The organism is Streptomyces sp. NPDC006294, from assembly GCF_042870895.1.
Classification (GTDB): Bacteria; Actinomycetota; Actinomycetes; order Streptomycetales; family Streptomycetaceae; genus Streptomyces.
The window spans coordinates 14,629-40,057 of record NZ_JBIAHV010000010.1 but is presented as its reverse complement, the minus strand read 5'-3'; the positions used below and the strand labels follow the sequence as shown (position 1 = coordinate 40,057).

The 25,429-nt window shown below is 72.4% G+C and carries 24 protein-coding genes; 4 read left to right on the top strand and 20 right to left on the bottom strand.

Going from position 1 to position 25,429, the window contains the following annotated elements; all coding sequences use genetic code 11:
* Positions 1–38 precede the first annotated feature (38 nt).
* The 14 genes from ACFYOP_RS19175 to ACFYOP_RS19110 form a co-directional block, all read right to left on the bottom strand.
* Positions 39–860 (bottom strand): NAD(P)H-binding protein, encoded by an 822-nt coding sequence (locus ACFYOP_RS19175; protein WP_356894382.1) that lies wholly within the window; start codon positions 858–860, stop codon positions 39–41.
* Between the two features lie 49 nt (positions 861–909).
* Positions 910–1,782: an alpha/beta hydrolase gene (locus tag ACFYOP_RS19170; protein WP_356894640.1), complete on the bottom strand. Its 873-nt coding sequence runs from the start codon at positions 1,780–1,782 to the stop codon at positions 910–912.
* 377 nt (positions 1,783–2,159) lie between these two features.
* Positions 2,160–3,347 carry a kynureninase gene (gene kynU, locus ACFYOP_RS19165; RefSeq protein WP_356894380.1) on the bottom strand — a complete coding sequence of 396 codons (1,188 nt, stop codon included), beginning with the start codon at positions 3,345–3,347 and terminating at the stop codon, positions 2,160–2,162.
* Complete coding sequence (locus ACFYOP_RS19160; RefSeq protein WP_356894378.1) at positions 3,340–4,158, bottom strand: tryptophan 2,3-dioxygenase family protein; 819 nt, start codon at positions 4,156–4,158, stop codon at positions 3,340–3,342. Before ACFYOP_RS19160 ends, kynU begins: the two co-directional genes overlap by 8 nt.
* 87 nt (positions 4,159–4,245) lie before the next feature.
* Positions 4,246–5,025 (bottom strand): DUF3152 domain-containing protein, encoded by a 780-nt coding sequence (locus ACFYOP_RS19155; RefSeq protein ID WP_356894376.1) that lies wholly within the window; start codon positions 5,023–5,025, stop codon positions 4,246–4,248.
* Positions 5,026–5,677: 652 nt separating this feature from the next.
* Positions 5,678–6,091 carry a DUF3151 domain-containing protein gene (locus tag ACFYOP_RS19150; RefSeq protein ID WP_356899383.1) on the bottom strand — a complete coding sequence of 138 codons (414 nt, stop codon included), beginning with the start codon at positions 6,089–6,091 and terminating at the stop codon, positions 5,678–5,680.
* Positions 6,092–6,102: 11 nt separating this feature from the next.
* Positions 6,103–7,620, bottom strand: coding sequence for an MFS transporter (locus ACFYOP_RS19145; RefSeq protein WP_356899384.1), 1,518 nt, complete (start codon positions 7,618–7,620; stop codon positions 6,103–6,105).
* A 27-nt stretch (positions 7,621–7,647) separates the two neighbouring features.
* Positions 7,648–8,805: an aminotransferase class I/II-fold pyridoxal phosphate-dependent enzyme gene (locus ACFYOP_RS19140; RefSeq protein WP_356899385.1), complete on the bottom strand. Its 1,158-nt coding sequence runs from the start codon at positions 8,803–8,805 to the stop codon at positions 7,648–7,650.
* Positions 8,806–8,886: 81 nt separating this feature from the next.
* Positions 8,887–9,909, bottom strand: coding sequence for a class II fructose-bisphosphate aldolase (gene fbaA, locus ACFYOP_RS19135; protein WP_356899386.1), 1,023 nt, complete (start codon positions 9,907–9,909; stop codon positions 8,887–8,889).
* 188 nt (positions 9,910–10,097) lie between these two features.
* Positions 10,098–10,637 carry an orotate phosphoribosyltransferase gene (gene pyrE / locus ACFYOP_RS19130; protein WP_356899387.1) on the bottom strand — a complete coding sequence of 180 codons (540 nt, stop codon included), beginning with the start codon at positions 10,635–10,637 and terminating at the stop codon, positions 10,098–10,100.
* Positions 10,638–10,836: 199 nt separating this feature from the next.
* Positions 10,837–11,634: an aldose 1-epimerase gene (locus ACFYOP_RS19125; RefSeq protein ID WP_356899388.1), complete on the bottom strand. Its 798-nt coding sequence runs from the start codon at positions 11,632–11,634 to the stop codon at positions 10,837–10,839.
* A 19-nt stretch (positions 11,635–11,653) separates the two neighbouring features.
* On the bottom strand, positions 11,654–12,700 hold the full coding sequence (locus ACFYOP_RS19120) for an SRPBCC domain-containing protein (RefSeq protein ID WP_356899389.1): 1,047 nt from the start codon (positions 12,698–12,700) through the stop codon (positions 11,654–11,656).
* Positions 12,701–12,806: 106 nt separating this feature from the next.
* Entirely contained in the window at positions 12,807–14,402 is a 1,596-nt protein-coding gene (locus tag ACFYOP_RS19115; RefSeq protein ID WP_356899390.1) for a polyamine aminopropyltransferase, read from the bottom strand.
* A 53-nt stretch (positions 14,403–14,455) separates the two neighbouring features.
* A complete protein-coding gene (locus tag ACFYOP_RS19110) occupies positions 14,456–15,037 on the bottom strand; it encodes a DUF2617 family protein (protein WP_356899391.1) in 582 nt (193 codons plus the stop codon).
* A gap of 780 nt (positions 15,038–15,817) precedes the next feature.
* Between ACFYOP_RS19110 and ACFYOP_RS19105 the strand changes: the two genes are divergently transcribed.
* Positions 15,818–17,011 carry a pyridoxal phosphate-dependent aminotransferase gene (locus tag ACFYOP_RS19105; protein ID WP_356899392.1) on the top strand — a complete coding sequence of 398 codons (1,194 nt, stop codon included), beginning with the start codon at positions 15,818–15,820 and terminating at the stop codon, positions 17,009–17,011.
* A gap of 362 nt (positions 17,012–17,373) precedes the next feature.
* On the opposite strand, the gene ACFYOP_RS19100 is transcribed toward ACFYOP_RS19105, so the two are convergent.
* Positions 17,374–17,910 (bottom strand): YbjN domain-containing protein, encoded by a 537-nt coding sequence (locus ACFYOP_RS19100; protein ID WP_356899393.1) that lies wholly within the window; start codon positions 17,908–17,910, stop codon positions 17,374–17,376.
* A 103-nt stretch (positions 17,911–18,013) separates the two neighbouring features.
* Between ACFYOP_RS19100 and ACFYOP_RS19095 the strand changes: the two genes are divergently transcribed.
* Positions 18,014–18,619, top strand: a complete 606-nt coding sequence (locus ACFYOP_RS19095) for a hypothetical protein (RefSeq protein ID WP_356899394.1) — start codon at positions 18,014–18,016, stop codon at positions 18,617–18,619.
* 50 nt (positions 18,620–18,669) lie between these two features.
* On the opposite strand, the gene clpB is transcribed toward ACFYOP_RS19095, so the two are convergent.
* Positions 18,670–21,276 carry an ATP-dependent chaperone ClpB gene (clpB, locus tag ACFYOP_RS19090; protein ID WP_356899395.1) on the bottom strand — a complete coding sequence of 869 codons (2,607 nt, stop codon included), beginning with the start codon at positions 21,274–21,276 and terminating at the stop codon, positions 18,670–18,672.
* A gap of 163 nt (positions 21,277–21,439) precedes the next feature.
* Here clpB and ACFYOP_RS19085 point away from each other — a divergent pair, with 163 nt between their 5' ends.
* Positions 21,440–21,844, top strand: a complete 405-nt coding sequence (locus ACFYOP_RS19085; protein ID WP_356899396.1) for a TIGR03618 family F420-dependent PPOX class oxidoreductase — start codon at positions 21,440–21,442, stop codon at positions 21,842–21,844.
* A gap of 119 nt (positions 21,845–21,963) precedes the next feature.
* Here ACFYOP_RS19085 and ACFYOP_RS19080 read toward each other — a convergent pair whose 3' ends face one another.
* Positions 21,964–22,281: a (2Fe-2S)-binding protein gene (locus ACFYOP_RS19080; protein ID WP_100108277.1), complete on the bottom strand. Its 318-nt coding sequence runs from the start codon at positions 22,279–22,281 to the stop codon at positions 21,964–21,966.
* Positions 22,278–22,541 carry a hypothetical protein gene (locus ACFYOP_RS19075; protein ID WP_356899397.1) on the bottom strand — a complete coding sequence of 88 codons (264 nt, stop codon included), beginning with the start codon at positions 22,539–22,541 and terminating at the stop codon, positions 22,278–22,280. Before ACFYOP_RS19075 ends, ACFYOP_RS19080 begins: the two co-directional genes overlap by 4 nt.
* Before the next feature lie 128 nt (positions 22,542–22,669).
* On the opposite strand from ACFYOP_RS19075, the gene ACFYOP_RS19070 reads away from it, so the two are divergent.
* Positions 22,670–23,662 (top strand): helix-turn-helix transcriptional regulator, encoded by a 993-nt coding sequence (locus ACFYOP_RS19070; protein WP_356899398.1) that lies wholly within the window; start codon positions 22,670–22,672, stop codon positions 23,660–23,662.
* An 81-nt stretch (positions 23,663–23,743) separates the two neighbouring features.
* On the opposite strand, the gene ACFYOP_RS19065 is transcribed toward ACFYOP_RS19070, so the two are convergent.
* Both ACFYOP_RS19065 and dnaJ read right to left on the bottom strand, forming a co-directional pair.
* A complete protein-coding gene (locus tag ACFYOP_RS19065) occupies positions 23,744–24,193 on the bottom strand; it encodes a heat shock protein transcriptional repressor HspR (RefSeq protein WP_356899399.1) in 450 nt (149 codons plus the stop codon).
* Position 24,194: 1 nt separating this feature from the next.
* Positions 24,195–25,379 (bottom strand): molecular chaperone DnaJ, encoded by a 1,185-nt coding sequence (dnaJ, locus tag ACFYOP_RS19060; protein WP_356899400.1) that lies wholly within the window; start codon positions 25,377–25,379, stop codon positions 24,195–24,197.
* Positions 25,380–25,429 lie beyond the last annotated feature (50 nt).

Below are 25,429 nucleotides of genomic sequence, written 5' to 3'. Positions count from 1 at the left end.
GGGGCAGGGCCCTCGCAGTCCTGCCCCACCTGCCCGTGTCAGGCCCGGAAGGCGTCCGCGTGCTCCTCGGCCCACTGGGCGAAGGTGCGGGCCGGCCGCCCGGTGACCTTCTCCACGGTGTCGGTGACGGTACGGCCGACGGGCGGCGTGTTGCCGTACACGTCCAGCAGGAAGCCGATGACGTCCTCCGGCTGCCCCGCCGCCCGCCACTGCTCGACCGCCTGCTGCTCGGTCAGTTCGACGAGCCGTATCCTGTCGCCCCGGGCGGCGGCCAGCGTGTCGACCTTGTCCTGCACGGTCAGCACACGCGGCCCGGTGATCACGTACTCCTGCCCGTCGTGGCCGTCCTCGGTGAGCGCGACGGCCGCGACGGCGCCGATGTCGGCCTCGTGGACCATGGCGCTGAGCCTGCCCACGAACGGTTCGCGGACCTCGCCTTCGGCGCGGACCCTGCCCGCCCAGGCGAGGGCGTTCGACATGAACTCCACGCCCATCAGCACCGTCCAGGCGATGCCGCCCGCCCGGACGGCGTCCTCCAGCGGGCTCGGGCCGCCGCCGTGCAGCACGGTGACACGGCGGACGCCGGCCGCCTTCGCCAGCTCCATGATGCGCGGGCCGGTCTCCAGCGGGGCGAAGTACGGACCACCGAAGGTGATCAGGTGCAGGCCGGTGACGCCCGCCAGGGCGGGGGCCAGGCTCTCGGCGTCGGTGAGGTCGCCCCGCACCACCTCGACGCCGTCGGGGAAGTCGGCCTTCGCGGGGTCGCGCGTCAGGGCGCGGACAGGCTGTCCGCGGCGGAGAAGCTCCGCTACCACCTGGCGGCCCACGGTTCCGGTTGCTCCGGTCACAAGATTCGTCATGGGAACAACGTAGAAAGCGTTGCGGTCACCTTCTGTCCGCGATTCTCTGTCACCAAGCCAGTTGGGCGATCTCCTCCGCGACCACCGCGCAGGCGTCGGCCGCCGGGTCGATCAGCGGGAAGTGCCCGACCTCCTCCAGCAGCGTCCACCCGACGGTCTCCCCGGCCTTCGCCGCCGCGTCGACGTACGCCTCCGCGACCGCCTGCGGCACGACGATGTCCGTCCGGCCCTGCACCACTGCCGTCGCGATGCCCGTCGGCAGCAGCGCGGCCGGGTCGGTGTGGGCGGCCCGCTCGTCGTACCGCTCCTCGCCGCCCAGCAGTTGGCGCACCGCGCCGCCGCACACGCCGAGTTCCACGGCCGTGCCGAAGTCCGCGATCGGGGCGAGCGCGACGACGCCGCGCAGCGGAGGCGACGCGGCCAGCCGCCACGGCGAACCCGCCGGCAGCACATGCCGGGCGGCCGCCCACAGCGCGAGATGGCCGCCCGCGGAGTGCCCGGTCACCACGACCCGCCCCGGGTCCGCCTGCGGCAGCGCCTTGCGTGCCAGGTCCGGCAGCGCGTCCAGCGCGGCGGCCACGTCGTCGAACGTCTCCGGCCACCGCCCGGCGACCGGGCCCGCCTCGCCGCGCTGCTGCGGGATGTCCCGGCCGCGCCGGTACTCGACGTTGGCGACGGCCAGCCCCCGGCGCGCCAGGAAGTCGGCGAACGGCGTCACATGCCGCCGGTCGTACGGCGCCCGCCACGCCCCGCCGTGCAGCACGACGACGAGCGGCACGAAGGCGTGCCCGCTCCGGGGCGCGTAGAAGTCGACGACCTGGTCGGGATGATCCCCGTACGCGACGGATACGTCCGGCGCGACGGCGGGATGCGACATCGCCGACGCTTCCTCGGCGGCGTCACGGGCGACGGGGTCCGGCATGCGCTGCTCCAACAGTCCCGCGGTGGTGGCCTGTTCCACCTGACCAGCGCGGACGCTACCAGCCCGGGACCGGTTCCCTTCCCGGGCGGGGCCCGGTCCCCCTGGCCGGCCGCTTCGCCCACCGGCCGGTGTACCGATGTGCGGCTCCGCCGCGTGGCGAAGCCCGGCCCCGCTGCGCGAAACAAGAGCGCTGACGGAGGCAACTCAAGCCCCGCCGGCGATTGAGGCGCGGGGCTCGGGCGGAGCCCCGACAGGAGGGCAAGTTCCAGCCCCGCCGGCGTTTGAGGCGCGGGGGTCCGGGGGGCAGCGCCCCCGGTTACGGGAAGGGGCGGGGTGGGGAACAGGCCCCGCGCAGCGGCCCACCCCACCCCGCAGAGCTACAGCACCTCCGCCAGCACCCGCGCCGCCCGCTCCGCGTCCGCGAAGCCCACATACAGCGGCGTGAAGCCGAACCGCAGCACGTCCGGCCGCCGCAGGTCCCCCACGACGCCCCGCGCGATCAGCTCCGCCATGACCCGCGGCGCGTCCCCGCACCGCAGCGCGACCTGGCTGCCGCGCGCGGCGTGGTCGGCCGGCGTCAGGGACGTGACACGCCCTGCCGGGACGTACGCCTCGACGCACTCCAGGAAGAGGTCCGTCAGCGCCAGGCTCTTCGCCCGTACGGACTCGATCGAGATGCCGTCCCAGACGTCCAGCGCCGCCTCGAGGGCCAGCATGGACAGGATGTCGGGCGTGCCGACCCGGCCGCGGGTGGATCCGGCGGCCGCCTCGTAGCCGGGGGTCATCGCGAAGGGGTCGGCGTGCGACGTCCACCCCGGCAGGGGCGAGTCGAAGGACGCCTGGTGCCGCTCGGCGACGTACAGGTACGCGGGCGACCCCGGACCGCCGTTCAGGTACTTGTAGGTGCAGCCGACGGCGAGGTCGACGCCGTGCGCGTCCAGCCCGACCGGCAGCGCGCCCGCGCTGTGGCACAGGTCCCAGACCGCGAGGGCGCCCGCGTCGTGGACCGCCGCCGTGAGACCGGGCAGGTCGTGGAGGCGGCCGGAGCGGTAGTCGACGTGGTTGAGGAGCACCACGGCCGTGGCCGGGCCCAGCGCCGACGCGAGGTCCGCCGGGTCGACGGGCACGATCCGGTGGCCGGTCATCCGGGCGGCGGACGCCGCGATGTACCCGTCGGTGGGGAACGTCGTCGCGTCGACCAGGACGTCCGTGCGGACCGGGTCGTCGAGCAGCCGCACCGCGCCCACGACGGCCTTGAAGACGTTGACGCTGGTGGAGTCGCCGACCACGATCTGCCCGGGCGCCGCGCCGACCAGCGGCGCGATCCGGTCGCCGATGCGCTCGGGCGCGGTCCACCAGTCGCCCTCGGTCCAGGAGCGGATGCGCAGCTGCCCCCACTGGCGGTTCACCACGTCGGCGACCCGCTCGGGCACGTGCGCGGGCAGCGCGCCCAGCGAGTTGCCGTCGAGGTAGACCGTCCCGTCGAGGGTGAACAGCTTGCGCGCACCCGCGAGCTCGTCTGCGGCGTCGAGCGCCGCGGCCCGCTGGGCCAGGGACTCAGACATGGCTGCGCGCCGTCCACAGCTCGGGGAAGACGTTCTTCCCGGCGCGCTTCTCCAGCCAGGCCACACCGGCGGAGCCGCCGGTGCCGACCTTGGAGCCCATGGCCCGCCGGGTCGCCACGAGATGGTCGTTGCGCCAGCGCCACACCAGCTCGCCGACGTCGGTGAGCGCCTCGCCGAGCCGCACCAGCTCGGTCTCCTGGTCGCCCGCGTACACCTCGGCCCAGACCTGCTCGACCGCCTCCGCCGGCTCGTACTTCTGCGACAGGTCTCGCTCCAGCACCTCGGCCGGCACCGCGTACCCGCGCCGGGCGAGGAGACGCAGCACCTCGTCGTAGAGGCTCGGCTCGTGCAGTGCCTTCTCCAGCTCGGCGTGGACGCGCGCGGCGCCCCGGTGCGGTACGAGCATGGACGCGGACTTGTCGCCGAGCAGGAACTCCATCCGCCGGTACATCGCCGACTGGAAGCCGGAGCCCTCGCCGAGGGCGTCGCGGTAGGCGTTGAACTGCGCGGGGGTCAGATTGGCGATCGGCTTCCAGGAGGCGTTGAGCGCCTCCAGTTCGCGTCCCGACCGCTTCAGGGCGTCCATCGCGACGGGGATCCGGTCCTCGCGCAGGGCGCGTGCGGCGGTCTCCCACTCGTGGACGATGACGGTGAACCACAGCTCCATGACCTGGGTGGTGACCAGGAAGACCATCTCACCGGGGTCGTCCGACCGCGGATGCTGGAGGTGGGTGAGGACGTCCGCCTGGACGTAGTCCTCGTACGGCGTGGTGCCCGCGAAGTCCAGATTCGGGGCGGCGTCATGTGACATCTCTGTCTCCTCGACGATCCGGGTAGCGGTCCGCCCCTTCCTTTGCCGGTGTGGGCCCCGGTCCCCACCGGCATCATAAACAGAACCTCAGGCGGGCGGACCCGTGAGATAGGTCCCCTCGTCGTCGTACGGCCAGGCGTTGGAGACGCATCCGTTCAGCCCCTTGATCTGCTGCATCATCACCGGCGCGGGCCGGCCGGCGCCGGGGCAGCCCATGTGTCGGCGGATGCCGATCTCGTGGCCGACCTCGTGGTTGATGATCAGGTGCCGGTACTCGGCCGGCGACCCCGCGAAGGTGGGCGAGCCCAGCAGCCAGCGCTTCAGGTTCACCACGACTCCCTCGATGGTCTCGCAGTTCAGCTCGCCGTGGGTGTTGAGGCCGACGGCGAGGCAGAGCTTGTCCGCGGTGGCGGGGGTGGCGATCCTGATCACGAAGTCGGCGTTCGAGGAGACGAGCTGGAAGCGGCCGCGGCCGTTCGCGGCCCAGCCGCGGGGGTGGGCCAGGATCTGCTGGATCTCGGCGGCGGCCTGCCGGGCGGAGACGTCGATGCCGTCCTCGACCTCGACCCGGTAGCGGCGCAGCGTGCCGCTGTCGCCGGTCGCCGCGCCGCTCGCGTCCGCCACAGTGAATGTCCCGGGGCCGGAGGCGGGGACGACCGGCGTCTCGCTCTTCGACGGGGACGGGGACGACGACAGCTTCGGCTTCGGCTTCGGTGAGCTCTTGGGGCTCTTGGCCGGGGACGGGGAGCCGGCCCCGGGTGACGGCTCGGCGGACATCAGGGGCGAGACCTTGGGCGGTGGGCCGTCGGCGGCGCTCCCGGCGGGCGGGGCGCCCCGCCAGTGCGCGAGGGCGGCCCCCGCACCCACGGACAGGATTGCCAGGCAGCTGCCCAGCAGAACTATCGGTCCGGCCGGACGGCGCCGCGCCGTGCTCCGGCGTCCCCGTGCGCGGCTGCGTCCCTGACGGGCGGAGGCACGCTGGCCCAAGACGGTCGTCTCCCCTGGTCGGCCGGGCTGGGGGGAGAGGCGGATGGGCCTCCGCACCAGCTGGTGATTCCACGAAACAGCTCTACGACGTGCGATCGTACCCGCCCCCGCCCGGCCGCCCCGGGGCCCGGGCCACCGGCCCCGGGGAACGGCAACGCCCAGGTTGCGGCGGGGTGTTGCGAGAGCGACGCCCCGGTTCACGGCGGGCGACGGGGCGACGGACGGCCGGGCGCCCCGGCCCGGACAGACGCCGCCCGGCCCGCGCCCCCGGCCGCGACCGGCACCGTGCAAGCGGCCCGGCACCGTGCCGACCCGCGCCCCCGCCCGCGACCGGCGCCCTGCCGGCAAGCTACCGGGCCCACGGCCGGCGCCGTACCCACACGCGAGCCGGCGGGCCCGCCCCGCGCCACCCCCGCGCCCCGCCGGCGCCCACCGCACCCGGCCCCTCCGCCCCGCCCGGAAGACCCCCGTACGGCAACAGGCGCGCCGCCCGACGGTCGTCGGGCGGCGCGCCTGCCGGGCACGGGTCAGATCAGCGCAGCGTCTCCGCCGCGGTCTCGGAGGACTCGCGCAGGAACGTCGCGCAGCGCTCGTGCTCCTCCTTCTCGCCGATCGCCCCGGCCGCGCGGGCCAGCGCGTTCAGCGCGCGGAGGAAGCCGCGGTTGGGCTCGTGCTCCCACGGGACCGGGCCGTGGCCCTTCCAGCCGTTGCGGCGCAGGGCGTCGAGGCCCCGGTGGTAACCCGTGCGGGCGTAGGCGTACGACTCGACGACGCGGCCGTTCTCGAAGGCGTCGTCGGCGAGCTGCGCCCAGGCGAGCGAGCTGGTCGGGTACTGGGCGGCGACCTCGGCCGGGGCGGTACCGCCGGCCAGGAGTTCGCGCGGGCCGGGCTCGTCGGGCAGGTGGGTCGGGGGCGGGCCCCCGAGCAGGTTCTCGTGGATCGACATGGTCCCCAGTCTCACAGGTCGGGCGGTGTTACGGGGCCGCCGGGCCCATGTTCGCGGGCGTCCGGGCGGCTCGCGCTCCCGGAGCCCGGCGGTTCCAGCGGCGGCGCGGCGACGCCGCAGTTGACCTTGCACTCGGGGTGGCAGAACTCGGCCTCCGCCGACGGCACCCGCACCGTCCGCCAGGCGATCAGCGCACCGGCCACCAGCACCCCCGCGCACATCGGGATCGCCCGCCGGAACGTCTCCCCGAACTCCGCCGCCGAGCGGTAGGACTCCGGCCCCATGCCCGCCAGCAGGGGCAGCGCGGCCACCGCGATCAGCCCGGCCGCGCGCGCCGCCGCGTTGTTGATGCCGCTGGCGATGCCCGCCCGGCCGGTCTCCACGGACGCCAGCACGGTCGCGGTGAGCGGCGCGACGAGCGTGACCATGCCGAGACCCATGACCGTCAGCGCGGGCAGCACGTCGGCGACGTACGAGGAGTCCTCGCCGATCCTCAGCGCCAGCATCATCCCGGCCGCGCAGAGCAGCGGCCCGACCGTGAGCGGGATGCGCGGGCCGATCCGGTCGCCCAGCGCTCCGGCGCGCGCGGACAGCAGCAGCATCAGCACGGTGGTGGGCAGCAGCGCGGTGCCGGCGGCGAGGGCCGAGTAGTCGGCCACGACCTGGAGCTGGAGGACGATCAGGAAGAAGAACCCACCGAACGCGGCGTACACGCAGAGCGTCACCACGTTCACGGCGGTGAACCGGCGCGACGCGAAGATGGACAGGGGCAGCATCGGTTCGGGCGTCCGCCGTTCGCGCAGCACGAAGGCCACCGCCGTCACCACGCCCAGGAGCCCGGCCCACACGGTCGCGTCGATCAGCGCGTACGTCACCAGGCCCAGCGCCACGGCGCACAGCAGCGCGCCCAGTACGTCGAAGCGGCCGGTGGCCCGGGGATCGCGGGACTCCGGTACGTGCCGCAGCGCCACGGGCACGCACAGCAGGGCGAGCGGCACATTGAGCAGAAACACCCACCGCCAGCCGGGCCCGTCCACCAGCCAGCCGCCGACGAACGGTCCGACCGCCGCTCCGACGCCCCCGAGCCCGGACCACAGGCCCACCGCGCGGGAACGGTCGTCGGGGTGGAAGCTCGCCTGGATCAGCGCCAGCGACCCGGGGGTGAGGAGCGCGCCGCCGACGCCCTGGAGGGCGCGGGCCGCGACGAGTACGCCGCCGCTCGGCGCGATCCCGCACAGCAGGGAGCCGAGCGCGAACCAGACCACGCCGAGGACGAAGATCCGGCGGCGTCCGTAGCGGTCGCCGAGCGCCCCGCCGAGCAGGATCAGCGCCGCCAGCGTCAGCATGTACGCGTTGACGGTCCACTGGAGGACGGCCAGGTCGGCGTCGAGGTCCTCGCCGATGCGGGGCAGCGCGACGTTGACGACGGTCGAGTCGAGCATGGCCATGCCCGAGCCGAGGACGGTCGTCAGCACCACCCAGCGGCCGGTGGCCGACGACAGCCTGATGTTCCCCGGGCCGGTGTCCATACCGGGATCATTACAGCCGTGGGCGGCTCAGACGAGTCGGCGCAGGGCCGCGATCAGGGCGTCGGCACCGCGTTCCGCCTTGCTGCGGGGGCAGCCGACATTGAGCCGGACGAAGCCCTCGCACCCATAGGTCGTGCCCGGCATGATCGCGACCTTCTCCCGTACGACCAGCTCCCGCTGGAGGGCGGCGTCGTCGACGCGTGAGCCCACGCCGAGCGGCCGCAGGTCGATCCAGGCGAGGTAACCGGCCTGCGGCGGCTCCCAGCCGAGCTGCGGGAACGCCGCACCGAGCCGGTCGGCGAGCATCCGCAGACTGCCCGCCACATAGGTGTTGAGCGCGTCCAGCCACGGCCCGCCCTCGCGGTACGCGGCGATGTGGGCGGTCAGCGACAGCACGGCCGGAGAGGCCAGCCCCTCCCCGGTGCGCATCCGGCGCAGGAACTCGGCGTGGTCGCCGGCGTCGCCGATGATGCCGTACGAGCCGCTCAGCGCGGGAAAGTTGAATGCCTTGGCCCCGGAGGTGATCAGCGCCCAGCGGCCGGCGCCGTAGCGGGTCCACGGCAGGTGCACACCGTCGCCGTGCACGAAGTCGGCGTGGATCTCGTCGCTGACGACCGCGACGCCGTACCGTGCGGCCAGCTCGGCGGTCCGCGTCAGTTCGTCGTGCGTCCACACCCGGCCGGTGGGGTTGTGGGGTGAGCAGAGCAGCAGGACCTTGCTCCCGGGCCGGGCGAGCTGCCGTTCCAGCGCCTCGTCGTCGCCGACGGGCACCCCGCGCAGCTCACGCCCGAGGCCGTCCACCGCCTTGAGGAAGCCGTCGTACGTGGGGGTGTGGACGACCACGCCGTCGCCGGGCTCGGTCCACATCCGCAGCAGCTGGGAGAGCTGGCCCAGCACGGACGGCGCGTACACGACGCGGTCGGTGTCGATGCGGGTGCCGTACCGGAGGGCGAACCAGTCGCGGACCGCGGAGAGGAAGTCCTCGTTCTGCCAGTCCGTGTAGCCGAAGACGCCGTGGTCGATCCGCTCCCTGAGCGCGTCCAGGACGGCGGGCGGGGACCGGAAGTCCATGTCGGAGATGGTGAAGGGCAGCAGCCCGTCGACACCGAACCGGTCGGCGACGCCGTCCCACTGCACACACCAGGTGCCCCGCCGGTCGACGACGGCATCGAAGTCGAAGGTCATGTGTCGAACCCTCCCCGGAGCGGACACACCGCAGGCCCGGCGCCCCGCGAAGGGTGACGGGCCTGCGGTGACGCCAGACGCCTACTTGATCCTGGTGCCGGTGGAACGCAGGGCCGCGCAGGCCTCGGCGACACGGGTGGCCATGCCGGCCTCGGCCGCCTTGCCCCAGGTGCGCGGGTCGTAGGTCTTCTTGGAGCCGACCTCGCCGTCGACCTTCAGGACGCCGTCGTAGTTCTTGAACATGTGGTCCGCGACGGGGCGCGTGAAGGCGTACTGGGTGTCGGTGTCGAGGTTCATCTTCACGACGCCGTTCTCCAGCGCGGTGGCGATCTCCTCGGCGGTCGAGCCGGAGCCGCCGTGGAAGACGAAGTCGAACGGGTCGGCCTTGCCGTACTTGGCGGCGACACCGGCCTGCAGGTCCTTCAGCAGCTCGGGGCGGAGCACGACGTTGCCCGGCTTGTAGACGCCGTGCACGTTGCCGAAGGAGGCGGCCAGCAGGTAGCGGCCCTTCTCGCCGAGGCCGAGGGCCTCGGCGGTGCGGAGCGCGTCGTCGACGGTGGTGTACAGCTCGTCGTTGATCTCGTGGGTGACGCCGTCCTCCTCGCCACCGGTCGGAGTGATCTCGACCTCGAGGATGATCCTTGCGGCGGCGGCCTGCGCCAGCAGCTCCTGGCCGATGGCCAGGTTGTCGGCGAGGGTCTCGGCCGAACCGTCCCACATGTGGGACTGGAACAGCGGGTTGCGGCCGGCCTTCACGCGCTCGGCGGAGACGTCGAGCAGCGGACGGACATAGCCGTCCAGCTTGTCCTTCGGGCAGTGGTCGGTGTGCAGCGCGACGGTGATGTCGTACTTGGCCGCGACGATGTGCGCGAACTCGGCCAGGGCGACGGCGCCGGTGACCATGTCCTTGTTGTGCTGGCCACCCAGGAACTCGGCACCGCCGGTGGAAATCTGGATGATGCCGTCGCTCTCGGCCTCCGCGAAGCCACGCAGTGCCGCGTGCAGGGTCTGGGACGAGGTCACGTTGATGGCGGGGTAGGCAAACTTGCCTGCCTTCGCCCGGTCGAGCATCTCGTTGTAGACCTCGGGAGTCGCGATGGGCATGTGTCCGCTCCTTGTGATGTGCGGGTATGTGTTGCTTGGCCCTGACCTTGGGCGACGTCATCGTCGCGGCCCATCTTTCCAGACTCCCGCCCCGGGTCCACCATGCCTGCCGTGCACGCAACCCGAAGGGGCGCGCTGTTTCACGTGAAACAGCGCGCCCCTTCGGGTCGATGCAGGTCAGCCCTTGATCACGCGAGGCCGAGCTCGTCGAGCGAGTACGCGTTGACGTAGGGAAGACCCGCCTCCGCGATCTTGGGGGCGGCGCCGCGCTCCACGATGACGGCGACGGCGACGACCTCGCCGCCGGCCTCCCTGACCGCCTCGACGGCGGTCAGCGGCGAGCCGCCGGTGGTCGACACGTCCTCGACGACGAGGCAGCGCCGGCCCTTGACGTCCGTGCCCTCGATCCGCCGCTGCATACCGTGCGCCTTGCCGGCCTTGCGGACGACATAGGCGTCGAGCCGCTTACCGCGCGCGGCCGAGGCGTGCAGCATCGACGTCGCCACCGGGTCGGCGCCCAGCGTCAGACCGCCCACGCAGTCGTAGTCGAGGTCGGCGGTGGCGTCGAGCATCACCTGACCGACCATCGGCGCGGCCTCGCCGTCCAGCGTGATCCGACGCAGGTCGATGTACCAGTCGGCCTCGATGCCCGAGGAGAGGGTCACCTTGCCGTGCACCACGGCCTTGTCCTTGATCTGCTGAAGCAGCTCAGCACGCACGTCAGTCATGCCCAAGAGCTTACGACCTCACCCGCGACAGCCGGCGGGCTCCCGGCGTCCTGCGACTTCGCCTCCGGCGTTGTCGTCAGTCGCGATGGCTCCGCCATCGCTCCCTCCTCCGCCTTGGATTCGAAGCCGCAGGACGCCGCTCGCCGATCCACTCTCTGTCGCGGGTGAGGTCGTTGCGGCCGCCGCTGGACGCCGGGACTCACAGCCGCCGCCAGCTCCAGGTGGTCGTGATCTCCAGCGGCTCGATCGGGGTGACGAGCCGCGGATCGGTGTTGAGACCGTTCGGCGGGCCCGACTGCGGCTCCACACACACCGCCTCCGGCTGCTCGTCGTAGACCACGACCCACTCCGCCGGGCTCTTGACCGCCAGCTCCAGCTCGCCCGGCCAGGTCAGGGTCACATCGACCCCGTCCGGCATACCGAAGCAGTCGTCCCAGGGGCCCGGCAGCGGCGTGATGCGCTTGCCGGTCGGCAGATGGTCCTCCCCGCGCTCCTCCTGCCACTCGGGCGTGAAGTCGATCCGCACGTCCTCACCGCCGGCCCCCAGATTGCGCAGAAACCAGGGGTGCCACCCGGCCTGCGCGGGGAACGACGTCCCGTACGTCTCCACGCCCATCCGGATGGTGAGGGAGTCGTCGAGAAGCTCGAACATCTGCGTGACACGCCCGGTGTACGGCCACGGGTCCGCCAGGTCGTAGTAGAAGGCGGCCTCGCCGCCGGTCTCCCGCGCGGTCCGCCAGACCGCGTCCCGGCCGGTGCCGTGGATCGCGTGCGGCGGCGCGTTGAGCGGCAGCCGGTGGTGCACACCGCCGTTGCTGAACTCACCGTCCCGCGTGCGCCCGCACCACGGCACCATGGGGAACGAGCCGTACCGCTCGCCCTGGCGCAGCAGCTCGGTGCCGCCGACGCGCAGGCTCCCGATGCGGCAGCCGATCGTAGGTTCCACGGTCAACTCGACGTCACCGGCGGCCAGCCGGATGATCTTTTCGCTACTCACACTCCGACATTACGGCGTGTCACTTGCGGCGGCGCAGCGCCCTGCCGACCACGACCACCGACGCGAGCGCGAGAGCCGCCGCCGGCGCCAGCCACCGCAGCGTCGCGCCGGCGGAGCCGGCTTCGGGCGCGGGCGTCGGCGCGTAACGACCGCGCGGCGGGGCGTGGTCGACCTCCTCGGCGCTGCGGCCGATCATGGTGCGCCGCGCGTGGGCGGCCTCGGCGGGCACGGCGCCGGGCAGGCCGGAGAGGTCGTCGAGCTCCTCGATGCCGTCGATGTCGTCGGCCGCGTCCACACCGTCGAGGTCGTCGTCCAGGTCGTCGAACTGGTCGTCGGTGTCGGGTCCGAGCGAGGGCAGCGGCACGGGCGTCTCGAAGACGGACCCGGTGCCGGTCTCTTCGTCGGTGTCGCCGTCGGCCTCATTGCCGGAGTCGGCCTCATTGCCGGAGTCGGCCTCGGACGCGTCGTCCGCGGCCGGCGGGGTGGGCAGCGCCTGGTGGTCGGCCGCGTCGTCCGGGCCGCCGGGCCCGTCATCCGGCGTGCCGTCGGCCGCGGCGTCCGCCTGCGCGACGACGGCCGGGCCGGCCCCCTTCGCACCCGCCGCACCCTGCACGGGCCGCGGCTCCTCGAACGCGGCCGCGGCCAGCGCCTCCGCGAAACGGTCGAGCAGCCGGTGCGCGGCCGACGTCCTCGCGCCGACCGCGAGCTCGGCCAGCCGGCCCTCCGCGTGCGTGGAGCCGGTGAACGTCAGCGTCGTACCGCCGTCGGTCGGCGCCGGGCGGATCATCAGCGTCAGCTTCACCGAGCCGCCGCCGCGGGCCTCCGCCCCTTCGCCCTCGACCGCGAAGGCGCCGCCCCGCTCGTCACCCTGCTCGGTGAGGTGCAGGGCGCCGCGGTAGGTGATGGTGTGCCCGGCGACTCTGATCTTGAGCCGTCCGGCGAGGGGGCCCGCCGACTCGTCCGCGTCGCGCTGGAGCCCGGGAACGCAGCGGGCGACCCGTGCGGGGTCCCTCAGCGCCTGTCGGAGGGTCTCAGCCGGTACCGGAACGAACACCTCATGCTCCATGGAAGCCGAGCCTACTCAGCACGGCCCGCCGCGTCTGCCTTTCGGCGCGCGCCCGGCGCGTGCGGTGCGCCCCGCGCCCGTGTCCCACCCCGGCTCACGGTCGCCGTCACGACGCGTAGCGCGGGTGGACGAGCGTCGACGGTGCCAGGCCGGGCAGCCGGGTGTCCGCGGCGGCGGCCGCGTCCTGGGCGAGCGTGTCCTGCGTCTCCGAGCGCAGCGGCGGCGCGTCCGGACCGAGCCCGAGCCGCGGGGCGCGGCCCTCGGCGGCGAGCAGCAGCCCCCAGTCGGTGGAGGCGGCGGCGGTGGCCCTGAACCGTTCCGGACCGCTCGCCGCCCCCTCCTGCGCACCTCGCCCCCGGTACGCCGCCGTGCCGAACCCGGCGGCGCGCAGCGTGGCGTCGACCGTCCAGTACGTACCGGGCCGGGTGGTCGGCCCGGCGTGGACCACGAGCCGCCCGCCGTCCGCGAGGGCGCGCCGGGCGAGCCCGTAGAACTCCAGGGAGTAGAGCTTGGTGCTCGCGGTGACGCCCGGGTCGGGCAGGTCGGAGACGATCACGTCGTACGGGGCGTCGCGGTGCTCGCGCAGCCAGGTGAAGGCGTCCGCCGTGACGACCCGCACCCGGGGATCGTCGTAGACGTGGTCGTTCATCGCGGTGAGTCCCGGGTCGCTGCGCGCCAGCCTGATCACCCCGGGGTCGAGTTCGACGACCGTCAGAGCGCCGACGTCCGCGTAGCGCAGCACCTCGCGGGCCGCGAGCCCGTCGCCGCCCCCGAGGATCAGCACGCGTTCGCGCGGCCCGTTCATGGCGGGGTGGACGAGGGCCTCGTGGTAGCGGTGCTCGTCGTGGCCCCGGACCTTCAGACGCCCGTCGAGGAAGAGGTCCGGCGGCCGGGACGGTCCTCCGGCGAGCACGACCTCCTGGACACCGGTGCGCACCGCGACCCGCACCTCCGGGCCGTAGACCGCCCGGCGGGCGGCCGCCTCGAAGTCGTCGACCATCGCCGTGGCGCCCGCCAGCAGCGCCAGCACCAGCACGTTGACCATGAGCAGCCGGGTCCGCCAGCGCGGTGTGAGTTCGCCGCGGAACAGCCACAGCACCACCGCGCCGCCGGCCACGGTGTTGACCGCGCCGGTCACGAGCGCTCCCGTGAGCTCGCCGAGCCACGGCAGCAGCAGGAAGGGGAAGGCCAGTCCGCCGACGAGCGCCCCCACGTAGTCGGCGGCGAACAGGTCGGCGACCGTGGCTTCCGCGTCCCGTCGTGAGACGCGCTGGATCAGCGACATCAACAGCGGTATCTCCGCGCCGATCAGCACCCCGATGGTCAGGCTGAAGCCGACCAGGGCGGCGCTGGAGTCGCCGATCCAGGCGAACGACGCGTAGAGCACCATGGCCGACAGGCCGCCGACCAGGGCCAGTGCCGCTTCCAGCAGCCCGAAGCCGACGGCCGCACGGCAGCGCAGGCGTTTGGCGAGGAGCGATCCGACGCCCATCGCGAAGACCATCAGCGACAGGACGACGGACGCCTGGGTGACCGAGTCGCCGATCAAGTACGTGGCGAGCGCGACGAGTTCGAGTTCGTAGACCAGACCGCAGGCGGCGCAGGCGAATACGGCCGCCAGCACCAGCCGGCGGCCGGCCTCGGGGCGCACGGGCAGCACCGTGCCCTGGGGCAGCGGCGAGGTCTGCGGCCGGTCGATCACCCGGGAAACGCTACGTCACCGATCACGCACCCATGGTTACCCACACGCGTCAACTACGGTGCGGAAGGCTCCGGATGACGCTTCGGACGGCGCTCGGCACGGCGCCGGGACGGCGCACCCTGCACCGCCTGGGGCATGACACCGACACGCGTACGAGTGACCACGAGCCGGCCCTCCTGCGGGTAGGCGTGCCAGGTGCGCCAGCGGACCTGGCCCTCGTCGCTCTGCGCCACCATCGCGGTGAACGCGTGGGGGGACCCGGGGAACGTACCGGCGAGACCGTGCGGATGATCGGCCACCAGGGCCAGCAGCTCCTGGGCCCGGCCCGCGAACGAGCGCTGCGAGAGCGTCTCGACGCGTGCGGCGAACTCGTACTCCCATACACCGAGCCGCTTGGCGACGCCCAGTGGCAGGGGGGTGCTGCTGCCCGGGATGCAGGCGACGGTCTCCGAACACGTGCCCCGCTCCTCCTCGAGCAGCACCTGGTGGGACGCGCCGAGGAGACGCAACTGCACGTGCGCTCCCGAGAGTTCGAGGTCGAGTACGGCCAGGGCGGGCAGGGGTTCCCGCCCCAGGGCCCAGGCGAGGTCGTCGGCGCGGGTGTCGGTATAGGCGGTATCGATGGTCGTGAGCATGTCGGCTCCGCAAACGCGCTTCGGCGGGGTGGACGCGTGGACCAGGACGCTCCGAGCAGGGAACGCCGGCATATGGGGGTGGCCTGCTCCGGTCCACGTAAGGTCCGATGGCTGAATGAATCCAACAGGTTCCGACAGCGAGAAAATCACGAACTGGGCAACGCCCACAGCGTTTTTACCCAACTTGACGTGGTTTCCATCCCCTCGGGGGCAGTGCGGTTCAACTGTTCAGCGGGGTGCGAAAGCCCGAAGTCAACACCACGACCGGTCAATCTCCCAACAGCCTTGCGTCCAGCGGACGTTGAGCCGACAGCCCATCCGCCGGACGCATGCACCAGGTCGGCCGCCCCTGTCAGCTGCCTCCGCCGCATCCTCCTCCACCACCACCGCCACCGCCACCGCAGGACGAGCTGCCGCTGCCGCAGGACGACGAACCCCCGCACGACGATCCGCCCGAGTCGCCGCCCCCGGCCCACCAGCTGCCGCCGGACCCTCCACGGCGGCGGCGGGGATTGCCGCGCCTGGACATCGACACCGCGAAGACCACGCCGACCAGTACGAGCACCATCGCGAAAGCAGCCATCATTCCCACCGTCCTCCTCGTTCCCCCGACGGGGGCGCCGCCCAGGCCGAAGGCTCTGGGGGGAGACCCCCACGACGCCGCGTGACCGCTTCCTGTGATGTCAGGACCGGCTGTCCGCGTGGCAGAGGGATGCCCCCGGGCGCGCGGAGCCAAAGCAGACTTGAGCAACTCCAGAGGTTCCGCGCAGGATGGCCGCCATGACGACGGACTGGACGGCACGCGACGAGGGCCCACGACCGCTGCTCAACCGCAGACTGGCGGGGTTCGGCACCACGATCTTCGCCGAGATGTCGGCGCTGGCCCTGCGCACCGGCTCGATCAACCTCGGCCAGGGCTTCCCCGACACCGACGGCCCCGAGGAGGTCAGGGAAGCGGCCGTACGGGCGCTGCGGGACGGGCGCGGCAACCAGTACCCGCCCGGCCCCGGCGTTCCGGAGCTGCGCCAGGCGGTCGCGGAGCACCAGCAGCGCTTCTACGACCTCTCCTTCGACCCCGACACCGAGGTCCTGGTCACCGCCGGCGCCACCGAGGCCATCGCCGCCGCCATGCTGGCGCTGCTGGAGCCGGGCGACGAGGTCATCGCGTTCGAGCCCTTCTACGACTCCTACGCCGCATGCATCGCCATGGCCGGCGCGCAGCGCGTCCCGGTCACGCTGCGAGCGCCGTCCTTCCGCCCGGACCTCGACGAGCTGCGCGCCAGGATCACCCCGCGGACCCGCCTGCTTCTCCTCAACACCCCGCACAACCCGACCGGGATGGTCCTCACCGCCGAAGAGCAGAGCGCCATCGCCGCACTCGCCGTCGAACACGACCTGATCGTCGTCACCGACGAGGTGTACGAGCACCTGGTGTACGAGGGCGTGCACCGCCCCATCGCGGCCCTGCCCGGGATGCGCGAACGCACGGTCACCATCTCGTCGGCCGGCAAGACGTTCTCCTTCACCGGATGGAAGGTCGGCTGGGTGACGGCGAACGGCCCGCTCGTCTCCGCCGTCCGGACGGCCAAGCAGTACCTGACGTACGTCAGCGCGGGCCCGTTCCAGTACGCGGTCGCCGAGGCTCTCCGGCTGCCGGACACGTACTTCGACGACTTCCGCGCCGACCTCCACCGCAAGCGCGACCTGCTCGGCGACGGCCTGCGGGCAGCCGGGTTCGAGGTCTACCGGCCCCAGGGCACGTACTTCATCACCACCGACATCACCCCCTTCGGCGAGAAGGACGCCCACGCCTTCTGCCGCGCCCTCCCCGAACGCTGCGGCGTCGTCGCCGTCCCCAACTCCGTCTTCTACGACGACCCCGACGCCGGACGCAGCCAGGTCCGCTTCGCCTTCTGCAAGCGGGACGACGTCCTCCAGGAGGCGGCCGGCCGGCTGCGAAGCATGACGTCCTGACCTCACGGCGTCCAGGGCAGAAGGCGCGCCATGCCGCTCTCTCCGGAACGTGGGGGGCGCCGCCATCACCAGCGGCACGGCCCGCAGGGCCGGAAGGTCCTGGGACGGGTCACCGACCCCGACGAGGAGATCCGCGCCCGGCCGGGCGCGGATGCGCACCGGTCCCGCCTCGATGCCGGCCGCCGCCCCACCGCGGCGTCCGTACCGGCGATCAGCCGGGGCCAGGGCGGCGACGGGTCGGACGAGGGAAGTGGGGCCGGGCGTCCCGCGGCGGCACGGCGGCACCGGGAGACGAAGCGGCCCGGCCGGCCCGCGATCATGAGGATCGGGGGCCGGCCGGGCCGTGGAGCCGGGCCGACGCGTCAGGCGTCGTCGGCGGGCTTCTCCTCCTCCTGGACGGTCAGGCCGAACTGCTCCGCGAGCCACTTGTCGAACTCGATCGACGCGCGCACCCAGCTGACCGTGGACGACACGAAGTGCTCAAGGCTCACACCCGTGCCGATCAGCATCTGGGCCTCGCCGATGAGCCGGATCGTCGGAAGCTCCGCACCCTCCTCCTCGTGCAGGTGCGTGTAGACCTTCGGCCACAGCGTGCGGCGGTTCCAGTCGTCGATCGCGTCGAGGATCTTGGCCTTTTCCGTGACCGCGTGCGGACGGTCGTAGAACGTCCGCACCGAGAACACCTGCTGCTCGTCCTCGCCGCGGAACATGAAGTACGTGCGGAAGTCCTCCCACGGCGCGGCGAGGTCACCCTCGTCGTCGACGACGTACTTCAGCTCCATCTGGTCGAGGAGCTGCTTGACGAGATCCTGGTCGGGAACGACGGGGCCCGCCGGTCCTGCGGCCTGAGGCTTGGGCTGGCCCCCGAAATTCGGAATCGAGGACGGATCGATGGTCACCGTGTATTTCCCTTCGTACGGATGCCGCCATCCTCTCCCATCCCCGGCGGGGGGTGGCAAGCCCCGCCGCCCGCGATCCGCTGCGGGCTGACAAGATCCCGGCATGAAGGGCACGGGGCGGGACGAGAAGGGCGGGCCGGCCGGAGCGGACGGGCGGTCCTCGCCGGCGGGGCGGCGCCGACACGGGTGGTGGATCGCGGGGGCAGCGCTGCTGGTGGCCGTGGTCGCCGTGCCGGTGGTGTGGCTGCTGTGGGGCGCGTACACGCTCAGTGAGTCCGGCCGATCCCAGGAGGTGGCCTGCGAGGAGGCGGTCTCCTTCGCCGGGGCCGCCCTGCCGGAGCACGCCGAGGACGCGCAGTGCACGACGGCGTCCTGGCTGGACACCCATTACGAGGCACGCTTCCGGATGCCCCGCGCCGAGGTGGCCGGCTGGCTGGGGCGGCACTATCCGGGAGTGGAGCCGAAGGACCCGCAGTTCTGCGACGCCGACCTGTGCCTGAACGTCCAGTACGGCGCCGGGGCGGACCCGATCCCCGCCGACGACGCGACGCCGGAGCAGCCCGCGCCGACCGACGGCCCCGCCGCGACCGCGCCGTCCGGGCCCGCGCCGACGCCCGCCCCGCCGGGCGGGGCGGCCGCGGTCGACGTGACGGTGACGAACGAGGACGCGGACACCGCCCTCGTCCGTCTCTTCGCCTTCACGGTCTGAAACCGTCCGCGGCCGGGCCGCCCGGCCGGGCGGCCCGGCCGCGCGCCCCGCTACTGCACCGCGCCGACGATCAGACCGTCCTCGAAACGGTCCACCCGTACGGTGTCGCCGTCCTTGACCTCGCCCGCCAGGATCTCCTTGGCGAGGCGGTCGCCGATCGCCGTCTGGATCAGCCGGCGCAGCGGGCGCGCACCGTACGCCGGGTCGTTGCCCTCGTCGGCGAGCCAGGCGAGCGCCTCCGGCGTGACGTCGAGCGTCAGCCGGCGGTCCGCCAGCCGCCGGGCCAGCCGGCCGATCTGCAGCTCCGCGATGTGCGCCAGCTCGTCCCTGGACAGGGCGGAGAAGACCACCAGGTCGTCGAGCCGGTTCAGGAACTCCGGCTTGAAGGAGGCCCGCACGACCTCGAGGACCTGCTGCTTCTTCTCCTCCTCGCTCGTCAGCGGCTCGACGAGGTACTGGCTGCCGAGGTTGGACGTCAGGATCAGGATGGTGTTGCGGAAGTCCACCGTCCGCCCCTGGCCGTCGGTGAGCCGACCGTCGTCGAGGACCTGGAGCAGGATGTCGAAGACCTCGGGGTGGGCCTTCTCCACCTCGTCCAGCAGCACCACGCTGTACGGGCGGCGCCGCACGGCCTCGGTGAGCTGGCCGCCCTCCTCGTAGCCGACGTAGCCGGGAGGCGCGCCGACGAGGCGGGCGACGCTGTGCTTCTCGCCGTACTCCGACATGTCGATGCGGACCATCGCCCGCTCGTCGTCGAAGAGGAAGTCCGCCAGCGCCTTCGCCAGCTCGGTCTTGCCGACGCCGGTCGGGCCGAGGAAGAGGAACGAGCCGGTGGGCCGGTCCGGGTCGGCGATCCCGGCCCGGGTCCTGCGTACGGCGTCGGAGACCGCCTGGACGGCCTCGGTCTGCCCGATCAGCCGTCGGCCCAGCTCCTGCTCCATGCGCAGCAGTTTCTGCGTCTCGCCCTCGAGGAGGCGCCCGGCCGGGACGCCGGTCCAGGAGCCGACCACGTCGGCGATGTCGTCGGGGCCGACCTCCTCCTTGACCATGGTTCGTTTGGTGTCCGCAGTCTTCGACGCCTCCTGCTCGGCCTCGGCCTGCGCGGCCTCCTCCAGCTCCCGCTCCAGGCCGGGGATCTCCCCGTACAGCAGCTTGGAGGCGGTGTCGAAGTCGCCGTCGCGCTGGGCCCGTTCGGCCTGGCCGCGCAGGTCGTCGAGACGTTCCTTCAGCTCACCGAGGCGGTTGAGGCCCTGCTTCTCCTTCTCCCAGCGGGCGGTCAGGCCGCGCAGTTCCTCCTCCTTGTCGGCGAGGTCCCGGCGCAGCTTCTCCAGGCGCTCCTTGGAGGCGGGGTCCGACTCGTTCCTGAGCGCCAGCTCCTCCATCCGCAGCCGGTCGACGGCGCGCTGCAGCTCGTCGATCTCGACGGGCGAGGAGTCGATCTCCATGCGCAGCCGGGACGCCGACTCGTCGACGAGGTCGATGGCTTTGTCCGGCAGGAAGCGGGACGTGATGTACCGGTCGGAGAGGGTGGCGGCGGCGACGAGCGCGCTGTCGTTGATCTGCACCTTGTGGTGCGCCTCGTAGCGCCCCTTGAGGCCGCGCAGGATCGCGATGGTGTCCTCGACGGTCGGCTCCGCGACCATCACCTGCTGGAAGCGGCGTTCGAGGGCCGGGTCCTTCTCGATCCGCTCGCGGTACTCGTCGAGCGTCGTCGCGCCGACCATCCGCAGCTCGCCGCGGGCCAGCATCGGCTTGAGCATGTTGCCCGCGTCCATGGCGGAGTCGCCGCCGGCGCCGGCGCCGACGACGGTGTGCAGCTCGTCGATGAAGGTGATGATCTGCCCGTCGCTGCCCTTGATCTCGGACAGCACGGTCTTCAGCCGCTCTTCGAACTCGCCGCGGTACTTGGCGCCCGCGACCATCGCGCCGAGGTCGAGCGAGACCAGCCGCTTGTTGCGCAGCGACTCGGGGACGTCACCCTTGACGATGCGCTGGGCGAGGCCCTCGACGACGGCGGTCTTGCCGACGCCGGGCTCGCCGATGAGCACCGGGTTGTTCTTCGTGCGCCGCGACAGCACCTGCACGACGCGGCGGATCTCCTGGTCCCGGCCGATGACCGGGTCGAGCCTGCCCTCGCGGGCGGCGGCGGTGAGGTCCGTGCCGAACTTCTCCAGCGCCTTGTACTGACCCTCCGGGTCGGGTGTGGTCACCCGGCGTCCTCCCCTGACTTTCTCGAACGCGTCCAGCAGTTTCTTGGCACCGGCGCCCTGCTGGTCCAGCACCTGGCCGGCGGCGCCGCCCTTCGCCGCGATCCCGATGAGCAGATGCTCGGTGGAGATGTAGTCGTCCCCGAGCTCCTTGGCGCGCTGCGAGGCGTCGGAGACGACGGCGAGCAGCTCCCGGTTGGGCTGCGGCGGGGCGACCGTGGAGCCGGTGACGCTGGGCAGCGACGCGAGGACGCGCTCGGCCCCGGACCGCACGGCGGCCTGGTCCGCCTCGACGGCGGCCAGCAGGTCGGTGATGTTCTCGTTGTCCTGGCCCTCGAGGAGGGCGAGGAGCAGATGTGCCGGGGTCAGGTCGGGGTGCCCGTCGGACACGGCCCGGCTGGTCGCGGCGTTGAGCGCGTCCCGGCTCTTGTTGGTCAGCTCGGCGTCCACGTCCGGTCTCTCCTCCTCGCTGATGCACTTCTTCGGTGCCGTACGTACTGGTCGTCGACGCCTGGGCGTCAATGCTGACTCAGTCAACGTGCACAAAGTTGAGTCTATTCCACTCAGGGTGCTGGGGGACAGGGCCCACTGCCGTCCGGGTAGGTTCCGCCCCATGGCCATCGACCCACGCAACCCCGACGCGTCCTACCTCAGCTTCTGGCGGGACCGCCATATGTGCACCCTGACGACCCTGCGCCCGGACGGCACTCCGCACGTCGTCGCGGTGGGGGTCACCTACGATCCGGCGGGCGGCGCGGCCAGGGTGATCACCAACAAGCACAGCCGAAAGGTCGCCAACATCCTGGCCGCCGGCCCGGAGGGGGCACGGGTGGCGGTCTGCCAGGTGGACAAGGGCCGCTGGGCGACGCTCGAGGGCGTCGCGACGATCCGCACGGAGGCGGAGGCCGTGGCGGACGCGGTAGGCCGTTACGCGGAGCGGTACGGGCGCACACCGACGCCCAATCCGGACCGGGTCGTCATCGAGATCGCGCTCACGCGCGCGATGGGCCGGGCATAACCGGCCGGCGCCCGGAGAAGTGTTCCGGGCAGCACAACGGCGCCATCGTGTTTCAGGTCCACGATGGCGCCGTTGTGTGGGGGAAGCGCCTGGGCGATTTGAAACGACGGGGGAATCGCTCAGGCACTGCGGGGGGTGGCGGTGGTGTCGGGCTCGGCCAGCTGGTGGTCACGCTGGTCGAGATTGACAAAAATCATGCCGTACCGGATGGCACAGCGGACGGGCTGCGGAGCCCCTCTCGGCCGGCGGAGACAGCGGTAGGCGCGGACGTCCTCGTCCTCCTCGCGGGCGACGACGATCGGCTCACCGAACAGGGTGACCATCAACGAGTCGCCACGGTGCGGAATCGCCGTGACGAGGTCGATGAAATGCCACCCGGACCGGTAGGCCGTCGCCATCTCGCGCCGGAAGACACGATCATCCGGAGGGATGGTCATGCGCCCGGATCCGCGTCCACGGGAGCGGTCTCCCACGTCAGTTCGTCCTTACTCGTGATCACCGCACCCTCCGGCCCGGACTCCCACGTCGGCTCACCCGCGACGACCGCGTGGGCCGTCCCGGACTCCCACGTCGGCTCACCCGCGACGACCGCGTGCGCCGGCTCGGACTCCCAAGTCGGCTCACCGCTGATCGCAGTGACGCTGAACGCGGCTGCGCCGGCAGCAAGTGCGCAAAGTATGCGAACCGTCCTGTTCATGGAGGATCTCCACCCCATTCTGTTCAATACCCTCCCCCCGCGTCTAAGACGATGTCTCACGCCGAATACTTCCACCAGCGACCACAGGCATCATGTTCCTGTAATTCAGGACCCTGAGGGGGTGTCAAATGTCGCCGAACCAGGACAACATCGGGCATAAGCACAGTGGTGCCGAACTGTGCGAAGCAGGGAAGAATCTCTACGCAACGGCTCTGCGCAGCGGCCAGGTCTCCCGGGCGGAGGCCGCGGACGCACCCTGTCTGCTCGATCTCTCCCTGCTGCGTCCCGATCCGGACGACGCCCAGTGGCTCCGCCCCGTTCCACCGTCGCTCGCACTCAACCAGCTGATATACCCCATCGAGCGGGAGATCCAAGAACGCCGGCAGCTCGCCATGTCGATCGCCGGCACATTCGAGCCGTTCATGACCATGACGGCGCAGGATCTGTCGACCAGGCACGCGATCACCGTGCTCGAGGGACTCGGCATCATCAACGCAGCTCTCGACCGGGTCACCGCCGAGTGCTCAGAGGAACTGCTCACGGTCCAGCCCGGCAGCGGGCGCCGTCCGGACACGCTGGAGCACGGTCTGCGCCGCGCGGAGCCGCTGCTCAAGAACGGCGTGAAGATGCGCACGCTGTACCAGCACACGGCCCGCCACCACCCGTCCACCCTCGCGTACGTCGAACGCGTCAGCCCGTACGGCGTCGAGGTCCGCACCCTCGAGGAGATCATCGACCGTCTGATCATCGTCGACCGCAAGGTCGCCTTCGTCCCGGCCCGCAGCGACCGGCAGGTCGCTCTGGAACTGCGCCACGAGGGGCTGGTGACCTATCTGGTGGGCGTCTTCGAGCAGTTCTGGCTCCACGCCACCCCCTGGGAGGAGCAACTGTCGTACGCGCCCGAGCTGGACGGCATCACCAGCGTCCAGCGCTCCATCGCCAAGCTCCTCGTCGAGGGGCACGTCGACGACTCCATCGCCCGCCGCCTGGGCATGAACGTACGCACCTGCCGGGCCCACATCGCGAAGCTGAACGCCACGCTGGGCAGCGGGAGCCGCGCCCAACTCGGTTATCTGATCGCTCAGTCCGGAATCCTCGGCGACGACACCGGCACGGCCTGACTGCGTGACCTGTCGGCCGCATACGGCGGCGGGCCGGGAGAGCGGTCGCTCTCCCGGCCCGCCGGCCGTGCGGTTCGCCGGTCAGTCGGCGCGCCCCGGCCGCCACACGACGAGCGCGCTCGCCTGCTGCACGTCCTGGTACGGCACGAGGTCGCGCCGGTACGAGGCGTGCACCTGGGCCTCGCGCTGCTGCATCGCCGCGGCCGCGCCGTCCAGGGCCGCCGACAGCTCGGCGACCCGCTGCTGGAGGGCGGCGACCTGGTTCTCCAGTTCGATGATCCGCTTGATGCCGGCCAGGTTGATGCCCTCGTCCTGCGACAGCTGCTGGACGGTGCGCAGCAGCTCGATGTCACGGGCCGAGTAGCGCCGGCCCCGGCCGGCCGTGCGGTCGGGGGAGACGAGCCCCAGCCGGTCGTACTGCCGCAGGGTCTGCGGATGCAGACCCGACAGCTGTGCGGCGACCGAGATGACGTACACCGGCGACTCGTCGGTCAGCTCGTAAGGGTTGCGACTGCGCCCCGACCGGTCCATATCAAGCTCCCTTCGCGGCCTGGAACAGCTCCGTTCGCGGATCCTCGTCCGCGGTGGCTTCGCGGTAGGCCTCCAGCGCTTCCTTCGCCTTGTCGCTGAGCTCCTGCGGCACGGCGACCTCGACGGTGACGAGCAGGTCGCCGCGGGTGCCGTCCTTGCGGACCGCGCCCTTGCCGCGGGCGCGCATGGTGCGTCCGCCCGGCGTCCCGGCCGGCAGCTTCAGCGTCACCGGCGGACCGCCCAGCGTGGGCACCCTGACCTCGCCGCCGAGCGCCGCCTCCGAGAAGGTGACGGGCACGGTCACGGTCAGGTTGTCGTCCTTGCGGCCGAACACCGGGTGGGCGTCGACATGCACGACCACGTACAGATCGCCCGCCGGGCCGCCGCGCTCGCCCGGCGCGCCCTTGCCGCGCAGCCGGATGCGCTGCCCGTCGGACACGCCCGCCGGGATGCGGACCTGCATGGTGCGGGAGCTGCGGGCCCGGCCGCTGCCCTTGCAGACGTCGCAGGGGGTCTCGGCGATCAGGCCCCGGCCCTTGCAGTCCACGCACGGGTCGGTCAGCGAGAACGAGCCGCTGCCGCCGCGCGAGACCTGACCGGTGCCGACGCAGGTCGGGCACACCCTGGGCGTGCCGTTCTTGTCGCCGGTGCCGGAGCACGCCTTGCACGCGGCGGAGCTGGACATCCGCAGCGGGACCGTCGCCCCGTCGACCGCCTCGGTGAAGCTGAGCGTCACCTCGGACTCGATGTCCTGGCCGCGGCGCGGCTGCGTCCGCGTGCCCGGACCGGGACCACGGTTGAACAGGCCGCCGAACACGTCCCCGAGGCCGCCTCCGAAGCCGCCCGCGCCGCTCTGGCCCCCGCCCTGGGGACCTCCGAAGAGGTCGCCCAGGTCGAAGTTGAAGCTGCCGCCGGGACCGCCGGAGCCCGGAGCCCGGAAGCCGCCGTTGCCGAACAGGGCGCGGGCGTCGTCGTACTCCTTGCGCCGCTTGGCGTCACCGAGGATGTCGTTGGCCTCGGAGATCTCCTTGAAGCGCTCCTCGGCCTTGGCGTCGCCCTTGTTGGCGTCCGGGTGGAACTCGCGGGCGAGCTTCCGGTACGCCTTCTTGATCTCGGCCTCTGTGGCGTCCTTGGGGACGCCGAGGACCTTGTAGTAGTCCTTCTCGACGAAGTCCTTCGTGCTCATCGGCGTCCCTCCTCCCGGACGTTTCCTGCGTCGGCCCGCAGGGTGCCTGC